This is a genomic window from Bradyrhizobium sp. 157 (genome assembly GCF_023073815.1).
GTDB lineage: Bacteria > Pseudomonadota > Alphaproteobacteria > Rhizobiales > Xanthobacteraceae > Bradyrhizobium.
Map to the genome: position 1 here is coordinate 49,834 of NZ_JADPKF010000091.1, position 24,681 is coordinate 74,514.

The following is a 24,681-nucleotide window of genomic DNA, read 5'->3' on the forward strand; positions in this document are numbered from 1 at the left end:
GGCCGCGGCCCGGATTTAGCGCATGCGGGCGATGTAATAGGCGAGATCGGCGATCTGCTCTGAGGTGACGGACGCCATGACGTCAGCCATGCTGGCGTCATAGCCGTGGCGGCTGTTGTCCTTGTACTCGCCAAGCGTCTTGGCGAGGTAGTCCTCGCGCTGGTTGGCAATGCGCGGGACGTTCTCCTTGCCGGAGAGATCGGGGTTGTGGCAACTGTCGCAGCGGTGCTGCTGCACCAGCGCCTGGCCGCGCTGCATCCGCGCCGGCTCGCCATTTTCTCCTGGCGGCTCAGGCTTCGGCATCTTGGCGATGAAGTCGGAGAAAAGTCGAAGATCGTCGTCGGTCAGCGGCTTCGTCATCTCGTTCATCGGCTCGAAGACGCGCAGCCTCTCGCGGAACATGAAGAGCTGGATCAGCGTATAAGGCGCCTGCTGGCCACCGAGCGAGGGCGTGCTCTCGGTTTCCGATTGGCCTTTCTCGCCGTGACAGGCGAGGCACGGCGCGATGCGTTGTTCGATGGTTTGAGCGTTGGCGCACACTGTGATCGAGGCAAACGCAATCGCCATTGTTGTTTTACGCATCCGCCTACTCCGCACTTCCGTCATTGCGAGGAGCTACGCGACGAAGCAATCCACGGCCCCGCAAGTGGAGAAATGGATTGCTTCGCTTCGCTCGCAATGACGATTTTTGCTGGACTACGACTTCCCCGCCGTCTTTTGCTTGCCGTAGGTGACGCGATAGACGGCGCCGTTGTAGTCGTCGGAGACCAAGAGCGAGCCGTCCTTCATCTGCAGCACATCGACGGGGCGGCCGATATATTTGTTGTCCTCGAGGAAGCCCGTGATGAACGGCTCCAGCGACCTCATGGTGCCGTCCTTGTTGAGCTTGGCAATGACGACGTCGCCACCCACTTTCCTGGAGCGGTTCCAGGAGCCGTGCCGGGCGATGATCGCCGCGCTCTTGTAGGCTTTCGGGAACATGTTGCCGGTGTAGAAGCGCATGCCGAGCGCTGCAGAATGCGGGCCCAACAGCCCTACCGGCGCGGTGTATTCGCTGCAGGATTTGCCCCAGCCGAATTCGGGATCGACGATGTTGCCCTGCAGACAGAACGGCGCGCCGAAATGCTCGCCGACCTTGGTGATCCGGTTGAGCTCGTCCTCGGGCACGTCTTCCGACATCCAGTCGCGACCGTTGTCGGTGAAGTAGAGCTGCTTGGTCTCCGGATGCCAATCGAAGCCGACAGTGTGGCGAACACCGCGAACGATCACTTCCGCGCCCGAGCCGTCGAGATTCATCCGGCGGATCAGGCCATGCTCGTCATCGTTCAGCACGTTGTTGCCGGGCTGGCCGACGGGAGCGTAGAGCTTGTTGTCGGGACCGATGGCGATGAACTTCCAGCCATGGGCCTCGTCCTTCGGCAGCTTGTCGAAGATCACGGTTGGCTTCGGCGGGTTATCCAGATTGTCTTCGACGTTCTCGATTTTGGAGATCCTGGACAATTCAGCGATGTAGAGCGTGCCGTCCTTGAAGGCGACGCCGTTCGGCCGGTACAGGCCGGAAGCCAACACCTTGACCTCGCGTCTGCCGTCCTTGTTGACGATGGCATGGACCTTGTCGACCAGGCGGCTGCCGACGAACACCGTGCCCTTGTCGCCGAGCGCGAGCGAGCGGGCGTTCGCCACGCCGGCGGCATAGACCTCGATGTTGAAACCGGCCGGCACCTTGAGCTTCGCGGTCGGCAATTTGTCCGGCGCCGCGGGGATCGGCGGCGGCGCGATCGGCGCCAGCTTGGCGGCGGCATCATTGCCCGCGGGACGTCCGATCAGGGGCGATCCCGGCGGAAGCGTGGGCGAGGCCGCAGTACCGGCGGGCGGCGGCGCGCCAGCAGCCGGCGGCTGGGCGGCCGGTGGCGTGGTGGGCTGCTGGGCGGCAGCCGGCGGTTCGGCGGACTGCTGGGCCGCGGCACTTAGTATGAAGGCACTCAAAAATGCGCCGGACAGCAGCACGCTGCGCGGCACCGACAAATAGCTCATCATGGGCGTTCTCCCTGGCGGAAGCCTTTCTCTTTGCGCGGGCACGCATGACGCCGGCGCCGGAGGCCTTCCCGGCCGGCACTCTCCAATATTTATCCGCCGGTGCGCAATCGCAAAACATGCGCCCGGAAGTTGCTTCGCAAACCGAGTGAGCACGAAGCTCCGGCGCCGGTCGGCTCAGCGCGCAATCAGTGTCTGGTGATGGGGCCGCCGGGCGCATCGAGAATCGCTTCGGCGAACGGAAACTCCAGCACGATCTCACCATCATCGTCGGTGACTTCGATGGTGGCGCTGAGAAGCGCACCGTCGGCGCCATCGGTCTTGAGCAGTTCCCGGATCATGGCACGCGCCATTTCCCAGGCACGATCGGGATCCCTAAGCACTTCGCCGTCGGGATCGGAAATCAGCTCATCGCCGATACGGGTGTTGAAGTAATATCGCGGCATCGGCGGAAACCTGGCTCCGGTTGAGCCCCCGCAACCGGAGGGCCCTGTCTCAAAAGTTCCTTATCGGAGCCGGCAGCGCTCCGTCGCACCCAGAATTGCCATTCGCGGTGGTGCGAACAACCGCGAAATGCTTGATCCCACGCCGTTTTGACCAAGGCCTCCGCACAACTCCGTGAATTCTTCTTCGCGGCGCAGCATAAACAAATAGAGGTTCCAGGCAAAAGATTTAACTGGCGAACTTTTTGATCCGCAGTACCTTAACAGACCAGGGCGAAATTCGTCCGGCAGCAAAAAGGATCACCAAATGGCTTGGAAAGCACCGAAAATCGCCGAAGTATCGGTCGGCATGGAAATCAACATGTATATGTGCGCCACCCGCAAATAAGCGGTAGCGCGTATCAAATCTCACGCAGGTGGACTTCCGGGCCTGACACGTTCGCGAGAGCGGAGCTGTGTCCCGGCCGGATCCACCTCGTGGCGTTTTTGGTTTGTGTCTTCGAGTTTCGTATCTCCAGGAGACGGATCATGCTTCGCGTCGTCGTCCTGGGCGCCGCGGCTGGGGGCGGCGTTCCGCAGTGGAATTGCGGATGTCTGGTGTGCCGGAAAGCACGAAGCGATCATCCCGAATTGCGGAGCACCCAGGCTTCCATCGCGGTCAGCGCCGACGGCGAGCACTGGTTTCTCGTCAACGCCTCGCCCGACCTGCGCCAGCAGGTGACTGCAACCCCGCAGCTTCATCCCAAGGCAGGACAGCTCAGGCACAGCCCGATCGCCGGCGTGATCCTGACCAATGGCGAAATCGATGCCGTCGCGGGACTGTTGTCGATGCGCGAAGGTTCACCCTTCACACTTTATGCGCATGAACGGGTACTTGCGATTCTCAGATCCAACAGCATCTTCAACGTGCTGAACCAGATAAACGTGAAGCGGCGGCCGATCGAGATCGACAAGGCGTTCGAGCCGGCTTTGCCCGACGGCAGGCCGTCAGGCATTGAGGTGCTTCCGTTCGCGGTTCCCGGCAAGGGCGCGTGGTATCTCGAAGGCAAAGCGCATCCGGCAGGCGGCGATGGCGCGGGTGATACGCTGGGCTTGCGGATTCTGGACAAAGGAAGCGGCAAGTATTTCTATTTTCTGGCCGCCTGCGCACGCGTGACCGACGATCTCAAATCGCGCCTTTCGGGCGCTGCTCTGGTGTTTTTTGACGGCACCGTGTGGCGCGACGATGAATTGATCGCAGCCGGCCTCGGCACCAAGACAGGACAAAGCATGGGCCATATTTCGATGTCGGGCGATCATGGCGCGATCGAGAGCCTTGCCGATCTCGACGTCGGAACGAAAGTGTTCCTGCATATCAACAACTCCAACCCTGCTCTGCTGCGCGGCTCGGACGAGCGCAAGGCCGTGGAGCAGGCTGGCTGGCACATCCCCGCTGACGGAACGGAGATCAAGCTGTGAACGTCGTCGCTGCGCCCGGAATGACCGCCCTATCGATCGGCAAGGGCATTACGCTCAACAGCGCCGAGGAACTGGAGGCGACGCTCCGCTATATCGGCGCGACGCGCTATCATAGCTTGCATCCGTTCCATCGGCTGCTGCATGGCGGCAAACTTAACAAGGGACAGGTGCAGGCCTGGGCACTGAACCGCTATTATTACCAGAGCACGATCCCGCTGAAGGATGCGATGGTGATCTCGCGGTTCCGCGACCGTGCGACCCGGATCGAATGGCGGCACCGCATCGAGGATCACGACGGCGATGTGGGCAGCGAAGGCGGCATCGAGCGCTGGCTCAAACTGACCGAGGGCCTCGGTCTCGACAGCGCCTATGTGGAATCGACCGAAGGCATTCTGCCGGCAACACGGTTTGCGGTGGAGGCGTATGTGCATTTCTGCCGCGACAAGACGCCACTGGAGGCCATCGCCTCTTCGCTCACGGAACTATTCGCGCCGAACCTGCACGAGGAGCGCATCTCGGGGATGCTGCAGCACTATGATTTCGTCAATCCTGACATCATGAGCTATTTCAGCCGCCGCCTGGCCCAGGCGCCACGCGATGCCAGTTTTGCGCTGGAATACGTCAAGGCGAACGCAAAAACGCCGGCCGAGCGCGAGGCGGTCTGCAACGCGCTGATCTTCAAGACCAATGTGCTATGGGTTCAGCTCGACGCGCTGTATCATGCCTATGTCGAGGGCCACATACCGCCCGGGGCATTCGTGCCCCAAGGAAACTAACAAGGAAACTAACAAGGAAATTGACAAAGGGAACTGGCGATCGATGGCTTTAAACCGCAACATCAGTGTCAGCGAGGCGAGCCGGCCGAAATTGCCGCGCCACGCCCGCTTGAAGTTCGATGAGACGCGGCAGGTCTGGGTGATCCTGGCCCCGGAGCGGGTGCTGGCGCCGGATGAGATCGCAGTTGAGGTGTTGCAACTTTGCGATGGCGTGCGCAGCGTCGCCGATATGGTCGACCAGCTTGCAGCCAAATATGCCGCGCCGCGCGAGGCGATTTTAACCGACGTCATTGCGATGCTGCAGGACCTCGCCGACAAGGGCTTTCTGACCGAAGCGCGTGAGAAGGCGTCATGAGCGACATTCTCGCAGACGGCAAAACAGCCAGCACTGCGCCCAGTGATGGGCTCGCGGTTCTGGAATCGCAACGCTCCACCGCGGAGACGTTCGGCATTCCCTTGGCCGTACTCGCCGAGCTGACGCACCGCTGTCCGCTGCAATGCCCCTATTGCTCCAATCCAGTCGAGCTCGACCGTGCAGGCAGCGAGCTGACGACTGCGGAATGGAAGAAGGTCTTGAGCGAACTCGCCGAAATCGGCGTGCTGCAAATCCATTTCTCCGGCGGCGAGCCGACCGCGCGCAAGGACCTGGTGGAGCTGGTGCAGCACGCAACCGATGTCGGGCTGTATAGCAATCTCATTACCTCGGCTGTGCTGTTGACCAAGGAAAAACTGTCGGCGCTGGCCGATGCCGGGCTCTGCCATGTGCAGATCAGTTTCCAGGGCAACGAGCCCATCGTGGCCGATCGCGTCGCCGGATTGAAGAACGCGCATGAGAAGAAGATCGAAGCCGCAAAATGGACACGCGAGCTCGACCTGCCGCTGACAGTCAACGCGGTCATGCACCGCCAGAATTTGCACCAGCTCTCCGACATCATCCAGATGGCGGTCGATCTCGATGCCGACCGGCTGGAAGTCGCCAATGTCCAGTATTACGGCTGGGCCTTGAAGAACCGCGCGGCGCTGATGCCGACGCTCGAACAGATCGAGGAAACCAGCCGCATCGTCGAGGAAGCCGCGACGCGCCTGAAGGGCATCCTCGCCATCGACTATGTGGTGCCGGATTATTATGCACTGCGGCCGAAGAAGTGCATGGGCGGCTGGGGCCGGCAGTTTTTCAACATCTCGCCCGCGGGCAAGGTGCTGCCCTGCCACGCCGCGGAAAGCATCACCGGGCTCGAATTCGAATCCGTCCGCTCAAACCATTCGATCGCCTGGATCTGGCAGAACTCGGAAGCCTTCAACCGCTATCGCGGCACCGGCTGGATGCCCGAGCCGTGCAAGAGCTGCGAGTTCCGCGAAATCGATTTCGGCGGCTGCCGCTGCCAGGCTTTTGCGCTGACGGGCGACGCCGGCAATACCGATCCGGCCTGCACGCTGTCGCCGATGCACGAGCAGATCTTCAAGGACGCCCAACGCGAGGCTGCCGCGCATCAGGACCGTTTCCTCTACCGCAATTTCGCCGGCGGCACGCTGGAGACGGAAGGCGAACATGGCGCCTGATGCCGACGCCGGCAAATCCATCAAACGCGCCGACCCCTTTGCGCCGCTGACATCGGAGCAGCTCGCGGTCGGCGACGGCCACGACATCTATGTCGAGAGCATCGGCCGGCCTGATGGCACTCCAGCGGTCTATCTGCATGGCGGGCCCGGCAGCGGCTGCCAGCCCGACCACCGCCGGCTGTTCGATCCCGAACGTTTTCATGCGGTGCTGTTCGACCAGCGTGGCGCCGGCCGCAGCCGCCCCAAGGGTGGTCGCGAAGCCAACACCTTGGCGCATCTGATCGCGGACATGGAAATGATCCGCGAGAAATTTGGCTTTGAGCGCTGGATGATCGTCGGCGGCTCCTGGGGCGCGACTCTGGCGCTGGCCTATGCGCAGGCCCATCCCGACCGCATCAGCGGCATCGTGCTTCGCGCTACTTTCCTGGGCACGATCGAGGAAATCGAGAACGGTTTTCTAAAAGTGCTGCCTCGGTTCTATCCCGGGCTTTACGACGACTTCATGAGCGTGCTGCCCGAAGGCGAGCGCGCGCAACCGCTGCAGGCCTATTTCCGCCGCATCCTCGAATCCAACCCCGACGTACATATTCCCGCAGCACGGGCATGGGGCGAAACCGAACGCATTCTTTCCGAACACACGCCTAACCGTACACGGCTCGATCTGCCGGCGCTGAATTCGTCGCGTAACATGCCGGCCACGCCGTTTGTGGAAGCGCACTACTTCGCCAATGACTGCTTCATGCAGCCGAGTCAGTTGCTGCGCGAAGCGGACAAGCTCAAAGGCATCCCCGGCATCATCGTGCAGGGCCGCTATGACCTGCTGTGCCCGCCTGCGACCTCGCATGCGCTTGCTGCCGTATGGCAGGAAGCCGAGATCCGCTTTGTCGAGGGCGCCGGCCACACGCTGTACGATCCTGGCGTCCGCGACGCCGTGATGAAGGCAATCGCGGACATGGCGTCGAGAACTGGCAAACAGGAACAATAAAATGCCGATCGCCGGAAAAGGCATGCTGCTGACGTCGATGAATATCGATGCCGAGCACGAAGCCGAGTTCAACCGCTGGTACGATCGCGAACATCTCGAAGAGCGCGTGGCGATCGATGGCTTCCTAGAGGCCCGCCGCTATGTCGCGCATGATGGCAACCCGAAATATCTCAGCCTCTATTCCACTGAAAGCTTGGAGGTGCTGGACAGCCCGGCCTATCGCACCGCGCTGGCGAACCAGACGGCGTGGTCAAAGGCCAACATCGCCCGTTTCCAGAACATGATCCGGGCGGTGGCACGCATCACGGTCAGCCGCGGCACCGGCCGCGGCGCGGCGCTCGGCATTGTCCGGCTGCGTCCCCAGGCCGGCGGCGAGGACAAACTGCGTGCTGCGCTTGCCGAGCAACTCGATCCCACCCAGCTCGACGGCATCATCTCCCTGCACTTGATCGAGAGCGACCCGGCGCTGTCGAAGCCGATCACTGACGATCCCTCCGCACCAAATCCTGGCGCCGGCGATTGGTTCGTATTGATCGATGCGACGGATGTGGATGCGGTGCCTGAGGCAATGCTGCGCTTCAGCGGCAATATCGCATTGAAGCCGCTTGTGATCTCAAGCGGAATCTACCGACTGATGTGGGATCTGGCGAAGAGCGATATCGGCTAAACGCATTCGCTGCTACCGATGGGCGCGGAGAGCTTGGGCGCCATCCGACCCGGCTGGCGCGGCCAGCCAGGAACAGCGCTGCGCCGGCCGTTCCAAATAGCATGCGCTGAATAGGCCGCCGGTAAGCGACCACCAATGAAGACGCTGTTAACACAATGTCGTGTAAAGCGGTGGCCGGGAATTTTGCCTTCTGGCGAGATCTGCTCGGTTCGAAGCGGGCCCCACGGCCAGTGCTTGCGCGACGTGGCTTCGATTTCTTCTTCTCGTAATGGTCGAAGGCCTTGATAAGGCGGATGAGAACTTCCGCCGAAGCCTCTAGCATCGCTTTCAATTACCTTGCTGATGTTCTTTCTCAGATGTGTGATGATCGCCTCAAAGCGCTTTCTGGGTGCTGGGCGACCAATCGGCTGAGGATGCGCTTGGTGACGTTACCGGTTCCCGGTATTTTCAGCCGTAACTGGAGTTGAGATGCATGGCGGAAAAGTCAGCGGGCAGTATGGCCGAGATTTTCGCCGCCTTCCTCACACTGGGGCTGACATCATTCGGCGGGCCAATCGCGCATCTCGGCTACTTCAGGGCGGAATTCGTCGAGCGGCGGAAATGGCTGAGTGAAAGCAGCTACGCCGATATCGTTGCGCTCTGCCAGTTCTTGCCGGGCCCGGCCTCCAGCCAGGTCGGCTTTACGCTTGGCATCCTTCGCGGCAACGGCCTACTCGGCGGACTGGCAGCGTGGTTCGCTTTCACGATGCCATCCGCGCTCATCATGTTTGCCTTCGCAGTCAGTGCGACAGCCCTCACGGGCCCGTTCGCGGAGGGCCTTCTCCACGGCCTGAAGCTGGTCGCGGTCGCCGTGGTCGCGCAGGCGATCTGGGGCATGGCAAACAGCCTGACGCCGGACCGCGAACGGGCTGCCATCGCGCTCGCCGCTGTTGCAATCGTGGTGTTCATCGGCGGATCGTTTGGGCAGATCGGCGCGATCGCGCTCGGGGCGCTAGCCGGGCTCTGGCTGTGTCGCGCAGATGGGCCCACGGCAACGGGCCAGCTCGGCTTTTCCGTGTCACCTCGACACGGCATGGCCGCACTCGTGCTGTTCGCAATTCTGTTCCTGGTCACGCCCTTGGTGACGGCAAAAACCGGCTCGCAAGGGCTTGCCCTGTTCGACGCCTTCTATCGTTCCGGCGCCCTGGTATTCGGCGGCGGCCATGTCGTGCTGCCGCTATTGCAGGCGGAAGTCGTAACGCCGGGCTGGGTCAGCAACGCGGATTTCCTCGCCGGTTACGGCATGGCGCAAGCGGTGCCCGGACCGCTGTTCACATTCGCGGCCTATCTCGGCGCCGTCGCAGAACCCGCCCCCAACGGGCTCGCCGGCGCTTCGATTGCGCTCATCGCCTTGTCCCTGCCGGGACTGCTGCTGGTCTACGGCATGCTGCCGTTCTGGGACGCTCTGCGGCTGCGCCCCAAAGCCCAGGCCGCGATGCGCGGCACCAATGCCGCGGTCGTCGGCATCCTTGGCGCCGCGCTCTACAATCCGGTCTGGACCAGCGCTGTGCTCACACCACGTGACTTCGCCGTCGCGTTGGCGGGCTTCCTGCTGCTGACGGTCTGGAAGCTGCCGCCATGGATTGTCGTGGTCATTCTTGCGACAGCCGGAGCTGCGCTGCGGCTGACCTGACGTCTGCCCGTTTTAGCATTAAAGCAAAGCTGCACTGCACATGCTGCAGTGCCACATCAACGCTGCGACGCCAAATCCACGTCTCCATGCAATTGAAAGCTGGAGATCGCGCAAAATTGCCTTTGTGCCAGCTCTGGAATGGCTCTAATAAGATAAGCCTATGATCCAATTCAAAAACCACAAGAACGCTCCGTAAGCGTTCGCAGGCAAAATAAGGCCGCGTTGCGGTTGCTGGCGCGGACAAGGTAGGAATGAAACCGACTGATATCTCGGCGCCAGACTACTTTCACAAAGTCGTCGATTGCCAATGGGCCTGCCCCGCACACACCCCGGTTCCCGAGTACATCCGTTTGATTGCCGAGGGGCGTTATAGCGACGCCTACATGATCAACTGGAAATCGAATGTGTTTCCCGGAATTCTGGGACGCACCTGCGATCGTCCATGCGAGCCCGCCTGCCGGCGCGGCCGCGTCGAGGAAAACCCGGTTGCGATCTGCCGCCTGAAGCGTGTTGCCGCCGACTTCAAGGATGACGTCAAACACCGCATGCCGAAGCCGCTCGCAAAGAACGGCAGGCGCATCGCGCTGGTCGGCGGCGGTCCTGCTTCGCTGGCGGTGGCGCGAGACCTCGCGCCGCTCGGCTATCACTGCACCGTGTTCGATGCCGATCCCAAGGCGGGCGGCATGATGCGGAGCCAGATTCCAAAGTTCCGCCTGCCGGATTCGGTGATCGACGAGGAGACCGATTACATCCTCAACCTCGGCGTCGAGTTCAAGGGCGGCCACCGCATAGACAGCCTGAAGAAGCTGCTAAGCGAGAACTACGACGCGATCTTTATCGGCTCCGGCGCGCCGCGCGGCCGCGAGCTCGACATCCCCGGCCGCAAGGAAGCCGCCGGTAACATCCATATCGGCATCGAATGGCTGGCATCGGTCTCGTTCGGCCATGTCGAAAAGATCGGTCGCCGCGTGATCGTGCTTGGCGGCGGCAACACCGCGATGGATTGTTGCCGCACCGCGCGCCGGCTCGGCGGCGAGGACGTCAAAGTGATCGTGCGCTCCGGCTTCGAGGAGATGAAGGCAAGCCCATGGGAGAAGGAAGACGCCCTTCACGAGGATATTCCGATCCTCAATTACATGGTGCCGGTGTCATTCAAGCATGTAAGCGGCAAGCTGATCGGCGTTACCTTCCAGAAGGTGAGGGCCGAATACGACGCCAAGGGCCGTCGTAACCTGGTGCCCTCGGGCGAGCCGGACCAGACCATCCCTTGCGACGACGTGCTGGTCGCCGTCGGCCAGGAGAACGCGTTCCCCTGGATCGAGCGCGACTGCGGCATCGAGTTCGATAAATGGAACATGCCGCAGGTCGATCCCAAGACGTTCGTATCGACCAATCCGAAAGTGTTCTTTGGCGGCGATGCTGCCTTCGGCCCGAAGAACATCATCTGGGCGGTGGCGCACGGCCACGACGCCGCGCTGTCGATCCACAAGATGATCTCGGGCGAAGACATCAATGAGCGCCCGCTTCCCGAAGTGCAAATCTCCTCACAGAAGATGGGCATTCACGAGTGGAGCTACGACAACGACATCTCCGGCGACAAGCGCTTCAAGGTGCCGCATCGCGACAAGGTGATCGCGCTAAAGGACATCAAGGCGGAGGTCGAGCTCGGCTATGACGTCAAGCTAGCGCTCGGCGAGGCGCAGCGCTGCCTGAACTGCGACGTGCAGACGATATTCTCGGCGCCCGCCTGCATCGAATGCGACGCCTGCGTCGACATCTGCCCGATGGATTGCATCACGTTTACAGAGAACGGCGAGGAGGACGACCTGCGGCAGCGGCTGAAAGCGCCGTCGCCGCATCACGACCAGGCGCTCTATGTCGCCGAAGGGCTAAAGACCGGCCGCGTCATGGTGAAGGACGAGGACGTCTGCCTGCATTGCGGGCTGTGCGCCGAACGCTGCCCCACCGGCGCCTGGGACATGCAGAAATATCTTATCGATATGACTTACGCGGGATCCACATGTCAGTCCAAAGCCCGATCAGCAGCGTAAACGACTTCGTCGTCCGCTTCGCCAACGTCAACGGCTCGGGTTCGGCGAGCGCCAACGAACTGTTCGCGCGTTCGATCCTGCGCCACGGCGTGCCGGTTAGCCCGCGCAACATCTTCCCTTCAAACATCCAGGGACTTCCGACCTGGTATGAGGTGCGCGTGACGGAGGCCGGCCATCTCGGCGCCCGCGGCGGCGTCGATTTGATGGTAGCGATGAACCCGCAGACCTGGGACAAGGACGTCGCCTCGATCGAGCCCGGCGGCTATCTGTTCTACGATTCGACCAAGCCGATGCCGTCGTCGAAATTCCGCACCGACATCACCGTGATCGGCGTGCCGCTGACTGCGATCACCAATTCGACGTATACCGATCCGCGCCAGCGCCAGCTCTTCAAGAACATCATCTATCTCGGCGCGCTCTGCGCCCTGCTCGACATGGATCCGAAGCTGGTCGAGCAGCTCATCGGCGAGCAGTACAAGGGCAAGGAAAAGCTGCTTTCCTCGAACGTCCACGCGCTGCATCTCGGCCGCGACTGGGCGCTGCAGAACCTGAAATGCCCGATCGGTCTGCGGGTGAAGAAATCAGACAAGGTCGGCGAGCGCATCTTCATCGAAGGCAACAGCGCGGCCGCGCTCGGCGCTGTCTATGGCGGCGCCACCGTCTGCGCCTGGTATCCGATCACGCCATCGTCGTCGGTGGCGGAAGCCTTCACGAGCCACTGCAAGAAGCTGCGGCACGACCCTGAGACGGGCAAGGCGAAATACGCGATCGTGCAAGGCGAGGATGAGCTCGCATCCATCGGCATCGTGATCGGCGCCGCCTGGAACGGCGCGCGGGCCTTTACAGCAACCTCCGGCCCCGGCATTTCCTTGATGACCGAATTCATCGGCCTGTCCTACTTCGCGGAAATTCCGGCCGTGATCATGAACATCCAGCGCGCCGGCCCCTCGACGGGCATGCCGACGCGAACGCAACAATGCGACATCATCGCCTGCGCCTATGCCTCGCACGGCGACACCAAGCACGTCCTGCTATTCCCGGAAGATCCGGCCGAAGCGTTCGAATTCGCGGCGCAGTCGTTCGATCTCGCCGACCGGCTGCAGACCATGATCTTCCTGATGCTCGACCTCGACATCGGCATGAACCACCGACTCTGCCGCCCGCTGAAGTGGGACGACGCCCGGCAATACGACCGCGGCAAGGTGATGACCGCCGAAATGCTCAATGAGCCCGGTCGCGACTTCGGCCGCTATCTCGACGTCGACGGCGACGGCATTCCCTATCGTACCTATCCCGGCACGCACCCCACCAAGGGCTCCTTCTTCACCCGCGGCACCTCGCGCGACCGCTACGCGCGCTATTCAGAGGAAGGCGCCATCTACGCCGACAATATGCAGCGGCTGGTGCGGAAGTTCGAGACTGCCCAGGACATGGTGCCGCGGCCGTTGCAGGCCAACGCTGCCAAGCCAACCAAATACGGCGTAATCTATTTCGGCTCGACCTCGCCGGCGATGGACGAGGCGATCGGGATATTGGAATCGCGCGGGCATCAGCTCGACCGCCTGCGCATCCGCGCGTTCCCGTTCCACTCCAGCGTGGCGAGCTTCATCGCCGACCATGATTTCGTTTACGTGGTCGAGCAGAATCGCGACGCCCAGCTTCGGCAGTTGATCGTCAACGAGAACGGCATCGATCCGGTCCGACTGGTGCCGATCCTGCATTATGATGGCACGCCGATCACCGCGCGCTTCATCGCCAACGCGATCGGCGACCACCAGGATCACCTCAAAGTGACCCCTCTCCGCAAGGCCGTGTCATGACCTACATTGCAAAACCGAAATTCCAGCATCCGGGCCTGCCGAAGAACGAACTCGGCTACACCCACCGGGATTACGAGGGGAAAGTTTCGACCCTGTGCGCCGGCTGCGGCCACGATTCGATCACCGCCTCGATCATCGAGGCCTGCTATGAGCTCTCGATCGAGCCGCACCGGGTGGCAAAAATCTCCGGCATCGGTTGCTCGTCAAAGACGCCGGACTATTTCCTCGGCAATTCGCACGGCTTCAACTCGGTGCACGGCCGCATGCCGTCGGTACTGACCGGTGCCAACCTCGCTAACCGTGATCTGATCTACCTCGGCGTTTCCGGCGACGGCGATAGCGCCTCGATCGGCTTCGGCCAGTTCGCGCATTCGATCCGGCGCGGGGTCAACATGACCTATATCGTCGAGAACAACGGCGTGTACGGCCTGACCAAGGGGCAATTTTCGGCGACCGCCGATCGAGGCTCGAAGTCGAAAAAGGGCGTGATAAACACCGACAACGCCATCGACCTGGTGGCGATCGCGCTACAATTGGGTGCTAGCTTCGTGGCGCGCAGCTTCTCCGGCGACAAGAGCCAACTCGTGCCGCTGATTGCGGCTGCGATCCGGCACAAGGGCGCGGCGTTCATCGACGTGATCAGCCCCTGCATCGCCTTCAACAATCACGCCGGCTCGACCAAGAGCTTTGACTATGTCCGCGAGCACAACGATGCGGTCAACCGCCTCGACGTCCTCACCGGCCGCGACCCGATCACCATCGAATATGCGCCGGGCACGGTGCAGGTGGTCGAACAGCATGACGGCACGCGGCTGGCGCTGCGCAAGATCGACGCCGACTACGACGCCAACGATCGTCTGGCGGCGATGACGTTCCTGCAGAAACACGCCGCCAAAGGCCAGGTCGTCACTGGGCTGCTCTATGTCGATCCGGACGCGGAAGACCTCCACGCCCATCTCGACACCGTCGAGACGCCGCTCAATACGCTGGAGGCGAAGGACCTGTGCCCCGGCTCGGCGGCGCTGGAAAAAATCAACGCCAGCCTGCGGTAGTTAAGCTGCGCTAAAGCTGCTCAAACCCCTCGTCCTGAGGAGCCCGCGGAGCGGGCGTCTCGAAGGATGTAGGCCACAGGTGGGGCCTCATGGTTCGAGACGCGCTACGCGTTCCTCACCATGAGGGTTCATGACGCGGTAAACCCGGCTAGGCTACCGCAGCGATGTTCCGCGGGTGCGCAACGTACTCCTTCAAGACCTTGTCGGACGACGTATCGACCTCGACGAGGGACACGTCGTAGGTCCAGAGATCGGCAAGGTGCTGCAGCACGCGCTTGGTGTCGGCCTCGCTAAGCTGGGCGCCCTTTACCACGGTATGGCGCAGCATCAGGCGGCGATCGCCTGCAAGGTCGACGTCGACGACTTCGATGTTGGGGTCGATGAAACCGACATCGTACTGCCGCGCCAGTTCGCGCCGGAGCCGGCGATAGCCGCGCTCATCGTGGATGGCATCGACCAGGATGCCGGAGCGCTCTTGTGGATCGTCATGCAGATGGAACATGCGGAAGTGCCGCATCAGCCGCGGGCTCATGAACTGGCTGATGAAGCTTTCATCGCGATAATTGGCCCAGACATCGCGCAGTATGCCCATCGCATCGCCCTTCCCGGCGATATCCGGGAACCACTCGCGGTCCTCGTCTTCCGGATTGGTGACAATGCGCTCGATGTCCTGCATCATCGCAAATCCCAGCGCATACGGGTTGAAGCCGGAATAGCGCGGATCGTCGAACTCGGGCTGGAACACGACGTTGGTGTGCGACTGCAGGAATTCGAGGAAGTTGCCGTCCGTCAGCCGCCCCTGCTCGTGCAACCGGCTGATGATGCGATAGTGAACGTAGGTCGCCGTGCCCTCGTTCATCACCTTGGTCTGGCTCTGCGGATAGAAATATTGCGCGATGTGCCGCACGATCCGCAGTATCTCGCGTTGCCAGGGCTTCAACCGCGGCGCCGTCTTCTCGAGAAAATACAGCAGGTTTTCCTGCGGTAGACCGAGCATCTGCCGACGACGCTCGACGTCCAGTATCGCGTTGCTCTTGGCCGGGCCGGTCGGAACGGTACGCCACAGATCGTTGAAGGCGCTCTCCTCATGGGCACGGCGCCTGCCCGCCCGCTTTTCCTCCGCGCGTAGATCGAGGCTCTTCTTGCCGGGATAGCGGTCGATGCCGTGCGACATCAGGGCGTGCGCGGCGTCGAGCGTATGCTCGACCGCCAGCCGGCCATGGCGCTCCTCGCAATGCGCCACATAGCGCTTGGCGAACTCGAGATAATCGAGGATGCCGTCGGCGTCGGTCCATTGCTTGAATAGATAGTTGTTCTTGAAGAAATGATTGTGGCCGAAAGCGGCATGCGCGATGACGAGCGTCTGCATCGTCGCGGTGTTTTCCTCCATCAGGTAGGATATGCACGGCGAGGAGTTGATGACGATCTCGTAGGCCAGACCCATTAGCCCCTTGCGGTAGGACGCCTCCTGAAAGGCAAAATGCTTGCCGAACGACCAATGCTTGTAGAACAGCGGCATGCCGACGGATGAATAGGCGTCCAGCATCTGCTCGGCGGTGATGACCTCGATCTGGTTGGGATAGACGTCGAGCCCCAATTCTTGCACCGCAACCTGCTCGCAGGCATCGCAAATCCGCTGCAGCGTCCGGAAATTCCAGTCGGCACCCTCGAACAGCAACTGGTCAGTCGCGGTCATGATGCGGTCCTTTCCTGCGGGCCACGACGCTGGAAGAGATCGTGAAACACCGGGAAAATCTCGCTGCGCTCGTTGACCTTGCGCATCGACAGCGGCGCGCCGCTGGCGCGCAGGCCCTCGTAGAGGGTCCAGAGCGCCGAATTGGGCATTTCGTAGGATAGGCCGTTTTCCTGGCCGACTTCCAGGTAGGCAAAAAACTGGGTGACCGGCAGGATGTTGTCGGTGAGGAGCCGGCTCGCGACTTCCCCGTCCGCGTAGGAATTGTCCCCGTCGGAAGCCTGTGCAGCGTAGATGTTCCAGTCCGCCGGCCGGAACCGCGACCGCACAATTTCATGCATCGCCTGCAACGCGCTTGAGACCAGCGTGCCGCCGGAAGCCGGCCCGTAAAAGAACGTCTGCTCGTCGACCTCTTCGGCCCGGTCGGTATGCCGGATGAAAACGATCTCGACGTGGCGATACCGCCGCTTCAGGAAGACGTAGAGCAGCATATAGAAGCGCTTGGCGAGATCCTTCATATGCTCGGTCATCGAACCGGAGACGTCCATCAGGCAGAACATCACGGCCTGCGCCACGGGCTTCGGTACCGTCTCGAAACGCCGGTACCGGATGTCGATCGGATCGATGAACGGGATGCGGCGCATCTTTGACTTCAGGGTCTCGATCTCGGCCATGAGTTCGGCGCGACGCTCCTCACTGCAATCCAAAAGCTCCGCTTCGAGGGCCTCCAGCACCTCCGGCCTCGGTCGCCGTAGCGCAACGCGCCGCGCCAGAGCGCGACTTACCGTTCGGCTCACCGAGATGTTGGCAGGCGATCCGGATGTTGTGTAACCGGCTCGGCGAATGCCTTCGCTCTCCACCTCAGCCAGCTTTCGCTTGGCAAGATCGGGCAGCTCCAGGTCGTCCAGGAACAGGTCAACAAACTCGTCGCGGCTGAGAACGAAGCGGAACGTATCTTCGCTGTCGCCCTCGCCCGCCCCTCTTCCCTTGCCGCCGCTCTGGTTCGGTCGCGGAAGGATATCACCTTCGACGAACTTCTTGTTTCCAGGCAGCACCATGTCGCGCGTGCCGCCTTCGCGGCGAAAGCGCGGCTCATCCATGCCGTCGATCGGGACGCTGACCTCGCCGCCTTCCAGGACATCCTTGATGTCCCGGCTCTGCGACGATTTCTTCACAGCTCCCTGGACCAGCGCCTTGGCCCTGCGCAGAAAGCGCTGGCGATTCTCAAGACTCTTGCTGCCTGGATTCAGGCGCCGGTCGACGATGTGAATAGCCACTTTTTCATCCGCCTCAGCCAGCCTGTTTTACGCGCATGTACCACTCGACCAGCCTGCGGACCTGCCGCTCGGTATAGCCGCGCTCGACCATGCGCGCGACAAACTCGGTATGTTTCTTCTCGGTGTCACCGTCCTTCTTCGAGCCGAACGAAATGACGGGAAGCAGGTCCTCAACCTGGGAGAATATCCGCTTCTCTATCACTTCCCGGATCTTCTCGTAGCTGGTCCACGCCGGGTTCTTGCCGCCGTTCTGGGCGCGCGACCGCAGCGAGAACTTGACGACCTCGTTGCGGAAGTCCTTGGGATTGGCAATGCCGGCCGGCTTTTCGATCTTGGTCAGCTCCTGATTGAGCAGGTCGCGATCGAGCAGTTGTCCGGTGTCCGGGTCCTTGAAGTCCTGATCCTCGATCCAGGCATCGGCATAGTCGACATAGCGGTCGAACAGATTCTGACCGTAATCCGCATAGGATTCCAGATAGGCCTTCTGGATTTCATGCCCGATGAATTCGGCGTAGCGCGGCGCCAGCTCCGCCTTGATGAATTCGAGGTAACGCTTCTCGACTTCATCGGGAAGCTGCTCGCGCCGGATCGCCTGCTCCAGCGTGTACATCAGGTGGACCGCGTCGGCACCGACCTCATTGGTGTCATGGTTGAAGGTCGCGGCGAGAACCTTGAAGGCGAAGCGGGTCGAAACGCCGTCCATGCCTTCATCGACGCCGGCAGCGTCCCTGTACTCCTGAACGCTGCGCGCCTTCGGATCCGACTCCTTCAGGCTTTCACCATCGTAGATCCGCATCTTGGCGAACACAGTCGAATTCTCGTGCTTGCGCAACCGCGACATCACCGAGAAGCGCGCCATCGTTTCCAATGTGGCCGGAGCGCACGGTGCGGTAGCTAGTTCGGAGCTCTGGATCAGCTTCTCGTAGATCTTCTGTTCTTCGGTAACCCGCAGGACGTACGGCACCTTGATGACGCAGATGCGGTCGATGAAGGCCTCATTGTTCTTGTTGGCTTTGAAGCTTTGCCATTCGGCCTCGTTGGAGTGGGCGAGAATGACGCCGGTGAAGGGGATCGCACCGATATTCTCGGTCCCGATATAGTTGCCCTCCTGCGTCGCCGTCAGCAGCGGATGCAGCATCTTGATCGGCGCCTTGAACATCTCGACGAATTCGAGAATACCCTGATTGGCGCGGTTGAGGCCGCCCGAATAGCTGTAGGCGTCGGGATCGTTCTGGGCAAAGGTCTCCAGCTTGCGGATGTCGACCTTGCCGACCAAAGACGAGATGTCCTGGTTGTTTTCATCTCCAGGCTCGGTCTTTGCGATCGCGATCTGCCGCAGCCGCGACGGCTGGATCCTGGCGACGCGGAATTGCGAGATGTCGCCACCGAACGCTTCGAGGCGCTTATAGCACCACGGACTCATCAATCCGGTGAGGCGACGGCGCGGAATGCCGTACTTCTCCTCGAGCATCGGCCCCAGCGAATCCGGATCGAACAGGCTGAGCGGGCTTTCGAACACGGGGCTCAGTTCGTCGCCGGCCTTCAACACGTAGATCGGATGGACTTCCATCAACGACTTGAGGCGCTCGGCGAGCGACGACTTTCCGCCACCGACTGGACCCAGCAGATAGAGTATCTGCTTGCGCTCTTCGAGGCCTTGAGCTGCGTGGCGGAAGAACCCGACGATGCGCTCGATCGTGTCTTCCATGCCGTAGAAGCCGGCGAAGGCCGGATAGACCCGCATCGTGCGGTTCAAAAAGATACGGCCAAGGCGAGAGTCCTTGGCCGTGTCGATCATCTGAGGCTCGCCGATCGCAGCTAGTAGTCGTTCGGTCGCGTTGGCATATAGCATCGGATCGTTTCGACACGACTCGAGATATTCCGCCATCGATATGTCGGTCTGGCTTCTAGCTTCGAAGGACCGGGCGAAAGCATTGAACAGAGAATCGTTGTACATGATCCGTCTCTCCATGGTCACCTGTAAATGCCGGACGCACCACTAGGGTTCCAGTATCGGAGCGTCACAGCTTCCGTTCGCGAATCACCATCAGCACCTGCACTGATTGGACACGCGAGCGACTTGACAATGCAATGCAATAGTCGTGCTAAGGGCATCCACCTCGTATTGATACGGTGCCATTTCACTCGCGTTGTAACCGTGCAGCAACATTTTTCACCCGGGAAGTACTGAGCAGTATGTAAGGGGTTTTTTGGGGATTGTGAGCAGGTGCGGGGCTCGAATCTGCGTCCGGTCTGGCAAGGCGAAGGCGGCAAACGTCGCAATCCCGGGCTCTGAACGGGGGATAAACGCCGAATTTATCGCACATTCAGGCCTCTGGGCGGGCCGCGCTGACGCAAAATGGCCAAATATCCGTCAGGCCAGTCGCGAAGCTCCGCGTTTGAATGCACCCGGCGACACCTGCAACTAAAGTAATACGCCGTGCGTTAAATCCGAGTCTGCCATGAAACATCTCTGGATGGCCGCCGCCGTTGCCTCCCTCGTCGGAGCCGAGGCCTGCCACGCCCAGGATGGTGTCCGACAAGGCCAAAGCCAGCGCATTCGATGCCCGAATGTTCGGCGGCCAGCTCAGCCAAAAAGGGCTTATGCCTGCTTCGTGCGTCGTTATGACGCCAACCATCTGGCGCAGCATCCGAAGCAGAAAGTCAGCGCGATGGAGCTGTTGGTGACGGTCGAAGACGCGCCGGAAGATAAGACCGTGAATTATTCCTTCCATCTCGGTTTCAAATATCGCCACCGAGCCGGCAATTTCGAGTCCAGCGGCTATTGCAATCACATTGTCGCCGAAAACACCGGCGGTGAAATTCGTCTCGGCTGCGGCGTCGATTGCGAAGGCGGCGGTATTGAAGTGGCGATGACCGCGGCGGCGTGGTGCGGATCGCCGAACTGCAATCGCAGGGTTATCTTTACCTGAGGCCGTGAGGCGTTGCTGATTGACGTGAACAATTCCCTCATTTGACAATTTGGTCGCCGCACTTTCGCCGCTCCATCGCGCTGAATACGTCTTGTCTTCTGATCCAGGCCGCACAAAATCGCAAGACAGACCGGAGGCGAGAAACGAAGGCTCATGACGGGCTTCTTCACGACTTCGTGCATGCGCCCGTTGGTGTCGCCATTCCGAACGCTGGTTTGACCGATCCGCCAGGATCGCAGCGGGCAAGAACGGACTTTTCCGGGATCGAACCGAAGCCACTGGCGTTATCGTCCCGGACCGCTCCATTCCATCCGGCTGCATGCCCAACCAAATGTTGACTTTCTGGCCCTGTCCCCGAAAGCTGCCGGAAGCCCAAAAATCGACTGATCGAACAGAACAGGCACCATGAATCCCGTCAAAGCACTCGAAAATCATGGCCAGGCAATCTGGCTCGACTTCCTCGCCCGCGGCTTCGTCGCCAACGGCGACCTCAAGGCGCTGATCGACAGCGACGGTGTCAAAGGTGTGACGTCGAATCCCTCGATCTTCGAAAAGGCGATCGGCAGTTCGGACGAATATGACGGTGCCATCAGCCACGCCCTGAGGGCGGGCGACCGCCCCGTCGCCGACCTGTTCGAGGCGCTCGCCATCGAGGATATCCAGAACGCCGCCGACGTGCTGCGCCCGGTGTACGACCATTTGAACGGAAACGACGGCTTCGTCAGCCTTGAGGTCTCGCCCTATCTGGCAACGGATACCAAGGGGACCATTGCGGAAGCCCAGCGGCTCTGGAAGGACGTCAAGCGTCAGAACTTGATGGTGAAGGTGCCGGCCACGCCGGAAGGCCTGCCCGCGATCGAACATCTGATCGGCGAAGGCATCAGCATCAACATCACGCTATTGTTCTCGCAAGACGTCTATCGCGAGGTGGCGGAGGCGTACATCGCGGGCCTGGAAAAATACGTCGCCAAGGGCGGCGATCCCTCTCACGTCGCCAGCGTCGCGTCTTTCTTCGTCAGCCGCATCGATACCGCGGTCGACAAGCAGCTCGACGAGAAGATCGCGAGGGCCAATGACCCCGGCGAGAAGGAGCGGCTGAGCGCATTGAAGGGTAAGGTCGCCATCGCCAACGCCAAGCTCGCCTATCAGGACTACAAGCGGCTGTTCGCGGGGCCCCGCTGGGAGAAGCTTGCCGCCGAGGGCGCCAAGCCGCAGCGGCTGTTGTGGGCCTCCACCGGCACCAAGAACAAGGACTATAGCGACGTGCTGTATGTCGAGGAGCTGATCGGTCCCAATACCGTCAACACCGTGCCGCCAGCAACGCTCGATGCATTCCGCGATCATGGCAAGCTGAGAGACAGCCTCGAGGAGAATATCGACGACGCGCGCCGCGTGCTGGAAGAGCTCGAGAAATCCGGCATCTCGCTCGACGCCATCACGGCCGAGCTGGTCAAGGACGGCGTCAAGCTGTTCGCGGATTCTGCTGACAAGCTCTATGGCGCGGTCGCATACAAGCGTGCGACCTCGCTCAGCGGCGGCATCGACCGGCAGCAATTCGCGTTGGGCGATGGCATCGGCAAGGCCGTCGTGATGAGCACCGAGGAGTGGCGCGCATCAGCCAAGATACGAAGGCTTTGGCAAAAGGACAAGTCGGTCTGGACCGGTGACGACGAGAACAAATGGCTGGGCTGGCTGAACAGCGCGGCTGCCGCCAATGTCGCCGACTACGAGGATTTTGCCCGCCGCGTGAAGGGGCAAAATTTCAGCGACGCGGTCGTGCTCGGCATGGGCGGATCGAGCCTCGGACCGGAGGTGCTGGCTGAGACGTTTGCCAAGAAATCCGGTTTCCCGAAGCTGCATGTGCTCGATTCCACCGATCCCGCGCAGGTGCAGGCGATGGAGGAGACCGTCGATCTCGCCCACACGCTGTTCATCGTCTCCAGCAAGTCCGGCGGCACTACCGAGCCGAACGTGATGAAGGATTACTTCTTCGATCGCGTCGCCAAGACCATCGGCAAGGACAAGGCCGGCCATCGCTTCATTGCGGTCACCGATCCCGGCTCGTCCCTGGAGAAAGTCGCGATCAGCCAAGGCTTTGCCCGCATCTTCCATGGCGATCCCACGATCGGCGGGCGCTATTCGGTGCTGTCGCCGTTCGGACTGGTGCCGGCGGCTGCCGCCGGCATCGACGTTCGCAACCTGATCACGCACGCGCTCGCGATGGTGCGCTCCTGCGGCGCCGACGTGCCGCCGCACGAAAATCCGGGCGTGCAGCTGGGACTGGCGATAGGCCTTGCCGGCCTCGAAGGCCGCGACAAGGTGACGATTACCTCGTCGGAGAAGGTCGCGGATTTCGGCGCCTGGGCCGAGCAACTGATCGCCGAGTCTACCGGCAAGGACGGCAAGGGCCTGATCCCGATCGACGGCGAGCCGCTCGGCGACCCCGCGCTATACGGCGACGACCGCTTCTTCATCGATATCCGGACCGAGGGCGAGGATGACGCCTCCCATGATGATCGGCTCAAGGCGCTCGAGGCGGCCGGACATCCCGTCGTTCGCATCATCATGAAGTCGATCGACCATATCGGGCAGGAGTTTTTCCGATTTGAGATGGCGACCGCTGTCGCGGGTGCGATCCTCGGCATCAATCCATTCAACCAGCCCGACGTAGAAGCGGCCAAGATCAAGACGCGCGAGTTGACGCGTGCGTTCGAGAAGACCGGATCGCTGCCGGCGGAGGAGCCGGTGATTTCGACCGACGAGGCTGATCTTTACACCGACGAGCACAATGCGGCCGAGCTGCGCAAGGCCGGCGCCAACGGCACGCTTGGCTCCTGGGTCAAAGCGCATCTTTCGCGCTCCGACAGCGGCGACTATGTAGCCCTGCTCGCCTATATCGCGCGCAATCCCGGCACGATCGGCTCGCTGCAAAAGATGCGGCTTGCGGTGCGCGACAAGCATCATCTGGCGACCTGCGCCGAATTCGGCCCGCGCTTCCTGCACTCGACCGGCCAGGCCTACAAGGGCGGTCCCGACAGCGGCGTGTTCCTGCAGATCACGGCCGACGATGCCGAGGATTTGCCAGTGCCCGGACAGAAGGCAAGTTTCGGCATCATCAAGGCAGCGCAGGCGCGCGGCGATTTCGACGTGCTCACCGAACGCGGCAGGCGTGCGCTGCGCGTCCATCTCAAGGGCGATCTCGGATCGGGCCTGTCTGCGCTCGATGCCGCGATCGCAGAAGCGCTTAGCTAGGGAAGTCAGAACATGCAACTCGGCATGATCGGCCTCGGCCGGATGGGCGGCAACATTGTCCGCCGGCTGATGAAGAACGGCCACACCGCCGTCGTCTACGACAAGGACACCAAGGCGGTCGCTGCACTCGCGGCGGAAGGCGCAACCGGCGCTGACACGCTGGAAGATTTCGTCGCGAAACTGGAGAAGCCGCGCACCGCCTGGGTAATGCTCCCGGCAGGCAAGATCACCGAGACGACCATCGAGGCATTGGCAAAGCTGATGCAGCCCGGCGACGCCATCATCGACGGCGGCAACACGTTCTGGCAGGACGACGTCCGCCGCGGCGCGGCGCTGAAGGCAAAAGGCCTGCACTACCTCGACGTCGGCACCAGCGGCGGCGTCTGGGGCATCGAGCGCGGCTATTGCATGATGATCGGCGGTGACAAGGCGGTGGTCGACCGGCTCGATCCGATCTTCAAGACGCTGGCGCCGGGCGTGGGCGACATTCCGCGCACACCGGGACGCGAGGGCCGCGACCCGCGTGTCGAGCAGGGCTATATCCATGCCGGGCCGTCCGGCGCCGGACATTTCGTCAAGATGATCCATAACGGCATCGAATACGGCCTGATGCAGGCCTATGCCGAAGGATTTGATATCCTGAAGAACGCCAACATCGACGCGCTGCCGCCGGAGTATCGTTTCGAGTTCAACATTGCCGACATCGCTGAAGTGTGGCGGCGCGGCAGCGTGATCCCCTCCTGGCTGCTCGATCTCACCGCTTCGGCGCTTGCGGAAAACCAGACGCTCGACACCTACTCCGGATTTGTCGAAGATTCCGGCGAAGGCCGCTGGACCGTCAACGCCGCGATCGACGAAGCCGTACCGGCGGAAGTGCTGACGGCGGCGCTCTTTGCTCGGTTCCGTTCGCGCAAGGACCACACCTTTGCGGAAAAGATTCTTTCCGCGATGCGGGCCGGTTTCGGCGGCCACAAGGAGCCGCCGAAGAACCTCACTTCAAAGACGTGA

General features: G+C 61.6%; 20 protein-coding genes. 14 read left to right on the forward strand and 6 right to left on the reverse strand.

Annotated features, from left to right (window positions below; all coding sequences use genetic code 11):
- Positions 1-15: 15 nt before the first annotated feature.
- The 3 genes from IVA95_RS27200 to IVA95_RS27210 form a co-directional block, all read right to left on the reverse strand.
- Positions 16-582: a c-type cytochrome gene (locus tag IVA95_RS27200; protein WP_247513302.1), complete on the reverse strand. Its 567-nt coding sequence runs from the start codon at positions 580-582 to the stop codon at positions 16-18.
- 114 nt (positions 583-696) lie between these two features.
- A complete protein-coding gene (locus tag IVA95_RS27205) occupies positions 697-2,037 on the reverse strand; it encodes a PQQ-dependent sugar dehydrogenase (RefSeq protein WP_247513303.1) in 1,341 nt (446 codons plus the stop codon).
- A 185-nt stretch (positions 2,038-2,222) separates the two neighbouring features.
- Positions 2,223-2,480, reverse strand: a complete 258-nt coding sequence (locus IVA95_RS27210) for a hypothetical protein (RefSeq protein WP_028347078.1) — start codon at positions 2,478-2,480, stop codon at positions 2,223-2,225.
- Between the two features lie 304 nt (positions 2,481-2,784).
- Between IVA95_RS27210 and pqqA the strand changes: the two genes are divergently transcribed.
- From pqqA to IVA95_RS27265, 11 genes are all read left to right on the forward strand, one after another.
- Positions 2,785-2,865 carry a pyrroloquinoline quinone precursor peptide PqqA gene (gene pqqA / locus IVA95_RS27215; protein WP_082637312.1) on the forward strand — a complete coding sequence of 27 codons (81 nt, stop codon included), beginning with the start codon at positions 2,785-2,787 and terminating at the stop codon, positions 2,863-2,865.
- Positions 2,866-3,005: 140 nt separating this feature from the next.
- A complete protein-coding gene (gene pqqB / locus IVA95_RS27220) occupies positions 3,006-3,935 on the forward strand; it encodes a pyrroloquinoline quinone biosynthesis protein PqqB (RefSeq protein ID WP_247513304.1) in 930 nt (309 codons plus the stop codon).
- A gap of 20 nt (positions 3,936-3,955) precedes the next feature.
- Complete coding sequence (gene pqqC / locus IVA95_RS27225) at positions 3,956-4,711, forward strand: pyrroloquinoline-quinone synthase PqqC (protein WP_247513659.1); 756 nt, start codon at positions 3,956-3,958, stop codon at positions 4,709-4,711.
- A gap of 43 nt (positions 4,712-4,754) precedes the next feature.
- Positions 4,755-5,066, forward strand: a complete 312-nt coding sequence (gene pqqD / locus IVA95_RS27230; RefSeq protein ID WP_247513305.1) for a pyrroloquinoline quinone biosynthesis peptide chaperone PqqD — start codon at positions 4,755-4,757, stop codon at positions 5,064-5,066.
- Positions 5,063-6,271, forward strand: coding sequence for a pyrroloquinoline quinone biosynthesis protein PqqE (gene pqqE, locus IVA95_RS27235; RefSeq protein WP_247513306.1), 1,209 nt, complete (start codon positions 5,063-5,065; stop codon positions 6,269-6,271). Before pqqD ends, pqqE begins: the two co-directional genes overlap by 4 nt.
- Positions 6,261-7,256 carry a prolyl aminopeptidase gene (pip, locus tag IVA95_RS27240; RefSeq protein WP_247513307.1) on the forward strand — a complete coding sequence of 332 codons (996 nt, stop codon included), beginning with the start codon at positions 6,261-6,263 and terminating at the stop codon, positions 7,254-7,256. The genes pqqE and pip overlap by 11 nt, the downstream gene beginning before the upstream one ends.
- A gap of 1 nt (position 7,257) precedes the next feature.
- Entirely contained in the window at positions 7,258-7,923 is a 666-nt protein-coding gene (locus IVA95_RS27245; RefSeq protein WP_247513308.1) for a DUF4286 family protein, read from the forward strand.
- 472 nt (positions 7,924-8,395) lie between these two features.
- Positions 8,396-9,595: a chromate efflux transporter gene (gene chrA, locus IVA95_RS27250; protein ID WP_247513309.1), complete on the forward strand. Its 1,200-nt coding sequence runs from the start codon at positions 8,396-8,398 to the stop codon at positions 9,593-9,595.
- Between the two features lie 251 nt (positions 9,596-9,846).
- A complete protein-coding gene (locus IVA95_RS27255; RefSeq protein WP_247513310.1) occupies positions 9,847-11,646 on the forward strand; it encodes an FAD-dependent oxidoreductase in 1,800 nt (599 codons plus the stop codon).
- Positions 11,616-13,466 carry a 2-oxoacid:acceptor oxidoreductase subunit alpha gene (locus IVA95_RS27260; RefSeq protein WP_247513311.1) on the forward strand — a complete coding sequence of 617 codons (1,851 nt, stop codon included), beginning with the start codon at positions 11,616-11,618 and terminating at the stop codon, positions 13,464-13,466. Before IVA95_RS27255 ends, IVA95_RS27260 begins: the two co-directional genes overlap by 31 nt.
- Positions 13,463-14,518 carry a 2-oxoacid:ferredoxin oxidoreductase subunit beta gene (locus IVA95_RS27265; protein WP_247513312.1) on the forward strand — a complete coding sequence of 352 codons (1,056 nt, stop codon included), beginning with the start codon at positions 13,463-13,465 and terminating at the stop codon, positions 14,516-14,518. The genes IVA95_RS27260 and IVA95_RS27265 overlap by 4 nt, the downstream gene beginning before the upstream one ends.
- A gap of 148 nt (positions 14,519-14,666) precedes the next feature.
- Here IVA95_RS27265 and IVA95_RS27270 read toward each other — a convergent pair whose 3' ends face one another.
- Genes IVA95_RS27270 through IVA95_RS27280 form a run of 3 tightly spaced genes read right to left on the reverse strand, consistent with a single transcriptional unit; the run spans position 14,667 to position 19,445 of the window.
- Positions 14,667-16,214 (reverse strand): SpoVR family protein, encoded by a 1,548-nt coding sequence (locus IVA95_RS27270; protein ID WP_247513313.1) that lies wholly within the window; start codon positions 16,212-16,214, stop codon positions 14,667-14,669.
- Positions 16,211-17,488, reverse strand: coding sequence for a YeaH/YhbH family protein (locus tag IVA95_RS27275; protein WP_247513314.1), 1,278 nt, complete (start codon positions 17,486-17,488; stop codon positions 16,211-16,213). The genes IVA95_RS27270 and IVA95_RS27275 overlap by 4 nt, the downstream gene beginning before the upstream one ends.
- Positions 17,489-17,501: 13 nt before the next feature.
- Positions 17,502-19,445, reverse strand: a complete 1,944-nt coding sequence (locus tag IVA95_RS27280) for a PrkA family serine protein kinase (RefSeq protein ID WP_247513315.1) — start codon at positions 19,443-19,445, stop codon at positions 17,502-17,504.
- Between the two features lie 520 nt (positions 19,446-19,965).
- Between IVA95_RS27280 and IVA95_RS27285 the strand changes: the two genes are divergently transcribed.
- The 3 genes from IVA95_RS27285 (at position 19,966) to gnd (ending at position 24,681) form a co-directional block, all read left to right on the forward strand.
- On the forward strand, positions 19,966-20,421 hold the full coding sequence (locus IVA95_RS27285; RefSeq protein ID WP_247513316.1) for a hypothetical protein: 456 nt from the start codon (positions 19,966-19,968) through the stop codon (positions 20,419-20,421).
- 405 nt (positions 20,422-20,826) lie between these two features.
- Positions 20,827-23,673, forward strand: a complete 2,847-nt coding sequence (locus tag IVA95_RS27290; RefSeq protein WP_247513317.1) for a bifunctional transaldolase/phosoglucose isomerase — start codon at positions 20,827-20,829, stop codon at positions 23,671-23,673.
- A 12-nt stretch (positions 23,674-23,685) separates the two neighbouring features.
- A complete protein-coding gene (gene gnd, locus IVA95_RS27295; protein ID WP_247513318.1) occupies positions 23,686-24,681 on the forward strand; it encodes a phosphogluconate dehydrogenase (NAD(+)-dependent, decarboxylating) in 996 nt (331 codons plus the stop codon).

Excerpts from the sequence above, each read along its gene's own strand:
- IVA95_RS27200 (WP_247513302.1), bottom strand. The coding sequence starts at position 582 with ATGCGTAAAACAACAATGGCGATTGCGTTTGCCTCGATCACAGTGTGC.
- IVA95_RS27205 (WP_247513303.1), bottom strand. The coding sequence starts at position 2,037 with ATGATGAGCTATTTGTCGGTGCCGCGCAGCGTGCTGCTGTCCGGCGCA.
- IVA95_RS27210 (WP_028347078.1), bottom strand. The coding sequence starts at position 2,480 with ATGCCGCGATATTACTTCAACACCCGTATCGGCGATGAGCTGATTTCC.
- pqqA (WP_082637312.1), top strand. The coding sequence starts at position 2,785 with ATGGCTTGGAAAGCACCGAAAATCGCCGAAGTATCGGTCGGCATGGAA.
- pqqB (WP_247513304.1), top strand. The coding sequence starts at position 3,006 with ATGCTTCGCGTCGTCGTCCTGGGCGCCGCGGCTGGGGGCGGCGTTCCG.
- pqqC (WP_247513659.1), top strand. The coding sequence starts at position 3,956 with ATGACCGCCCTATCGATCGGCAAGGGCATTACGCTCAACAGCGCCGAG.
- pqqD (WP_247513305.1), top strand. The coding sequence starts at position 4,755 with ATGGCTTTAAACCGCAACATCAGTGTCAGCGAGGCGAGCCGGCCGAAA.
- pqqE (WP_247513306.1), top strand. The coding sequence starts at position 5,063 with ATGAGCGACATTCTCGCAGACGGCAAAACAGCCAGCACTGCGCCCAGT.
- pip (WP_247513307.1), top strand. The coding sequence starts at position 6,261 with ATGGCGCCTGATGCCGACGCCGGCAAATCCATCAAACGCGCCGACCCC.
- IVA95_RS27245 (WP_247513308.1), top strand. The coding sequence starts at position 7,258 with ATGCCGATCGCCGGAAAAGGCATGCTGCTGACGTCGATGAATATCGAT.
- chrA (WP_247513309.1), top strand. The coding sequence starts at position 8,396 with ATGGCGGAAAAGTCAGCGGGCAGTATGGCCGAGATTTTCGCCGCCTTC.
- IVA95_RS27255 (WP_247513310.1), top strand. The coding sequence starts at position 9,847 with ATGAAACCGACTGATATCTCGGCGCCAGACTACTTTCACAAAGTCGTC.
- IVA95_RS27260 (WP_247513311.1), top strand. The coding sequence starts at position 11,616 with ATGTCAGTCCAAAGCCCGATCAGCAGCGTAAACGACTTCGTCGTCCGC.
- IVA95_RS27265 (WP_247513312.1), top strand. The coding sequence starts at position 13,463 with ATGACCTACATTGCAAAACCGAAATTCCAGCATCCGGGCCTGCCGAAG.
- IVA95_RS27270 (WP_247513313.1), bottom strand. The coding sequence starts at position 16,214 with ATGACCGCGACTGACCAGTTGCTGTTCGAGGGTGCCGACTGGAATTTC.
- IVA95_RS27280 (WP_247513315.1), bottom strand. The coding sequence starts at position 19,445 with ATGTACAACGATTCTCTGTTCAATGCTTTCGCCCGGTCCTTCGAAGCT.
- IVA95_RS27285 (WP_247513316.1), top strand. The coding sequence starts at position 19,966 with ATGGCCGCCGCCGTTGCCTCCCTCGTCGGAGCCGAGGCCTGCCACGCC.
- IVA95_RS27290 (WP_247513317.1), top strand. The coding sequence starts at position 20,827 with ATGAATCCCGTCAAAGCACTCGAAAATCATGGCCAGGCAATCTGGCTC.
- gnd (WP_247513318.1), top strand. The coding sequence starts at position 23,686 with ATGCAACTCGGCATGATCGGCCTCGGCCGGATGGGCGGCAACATTGTC.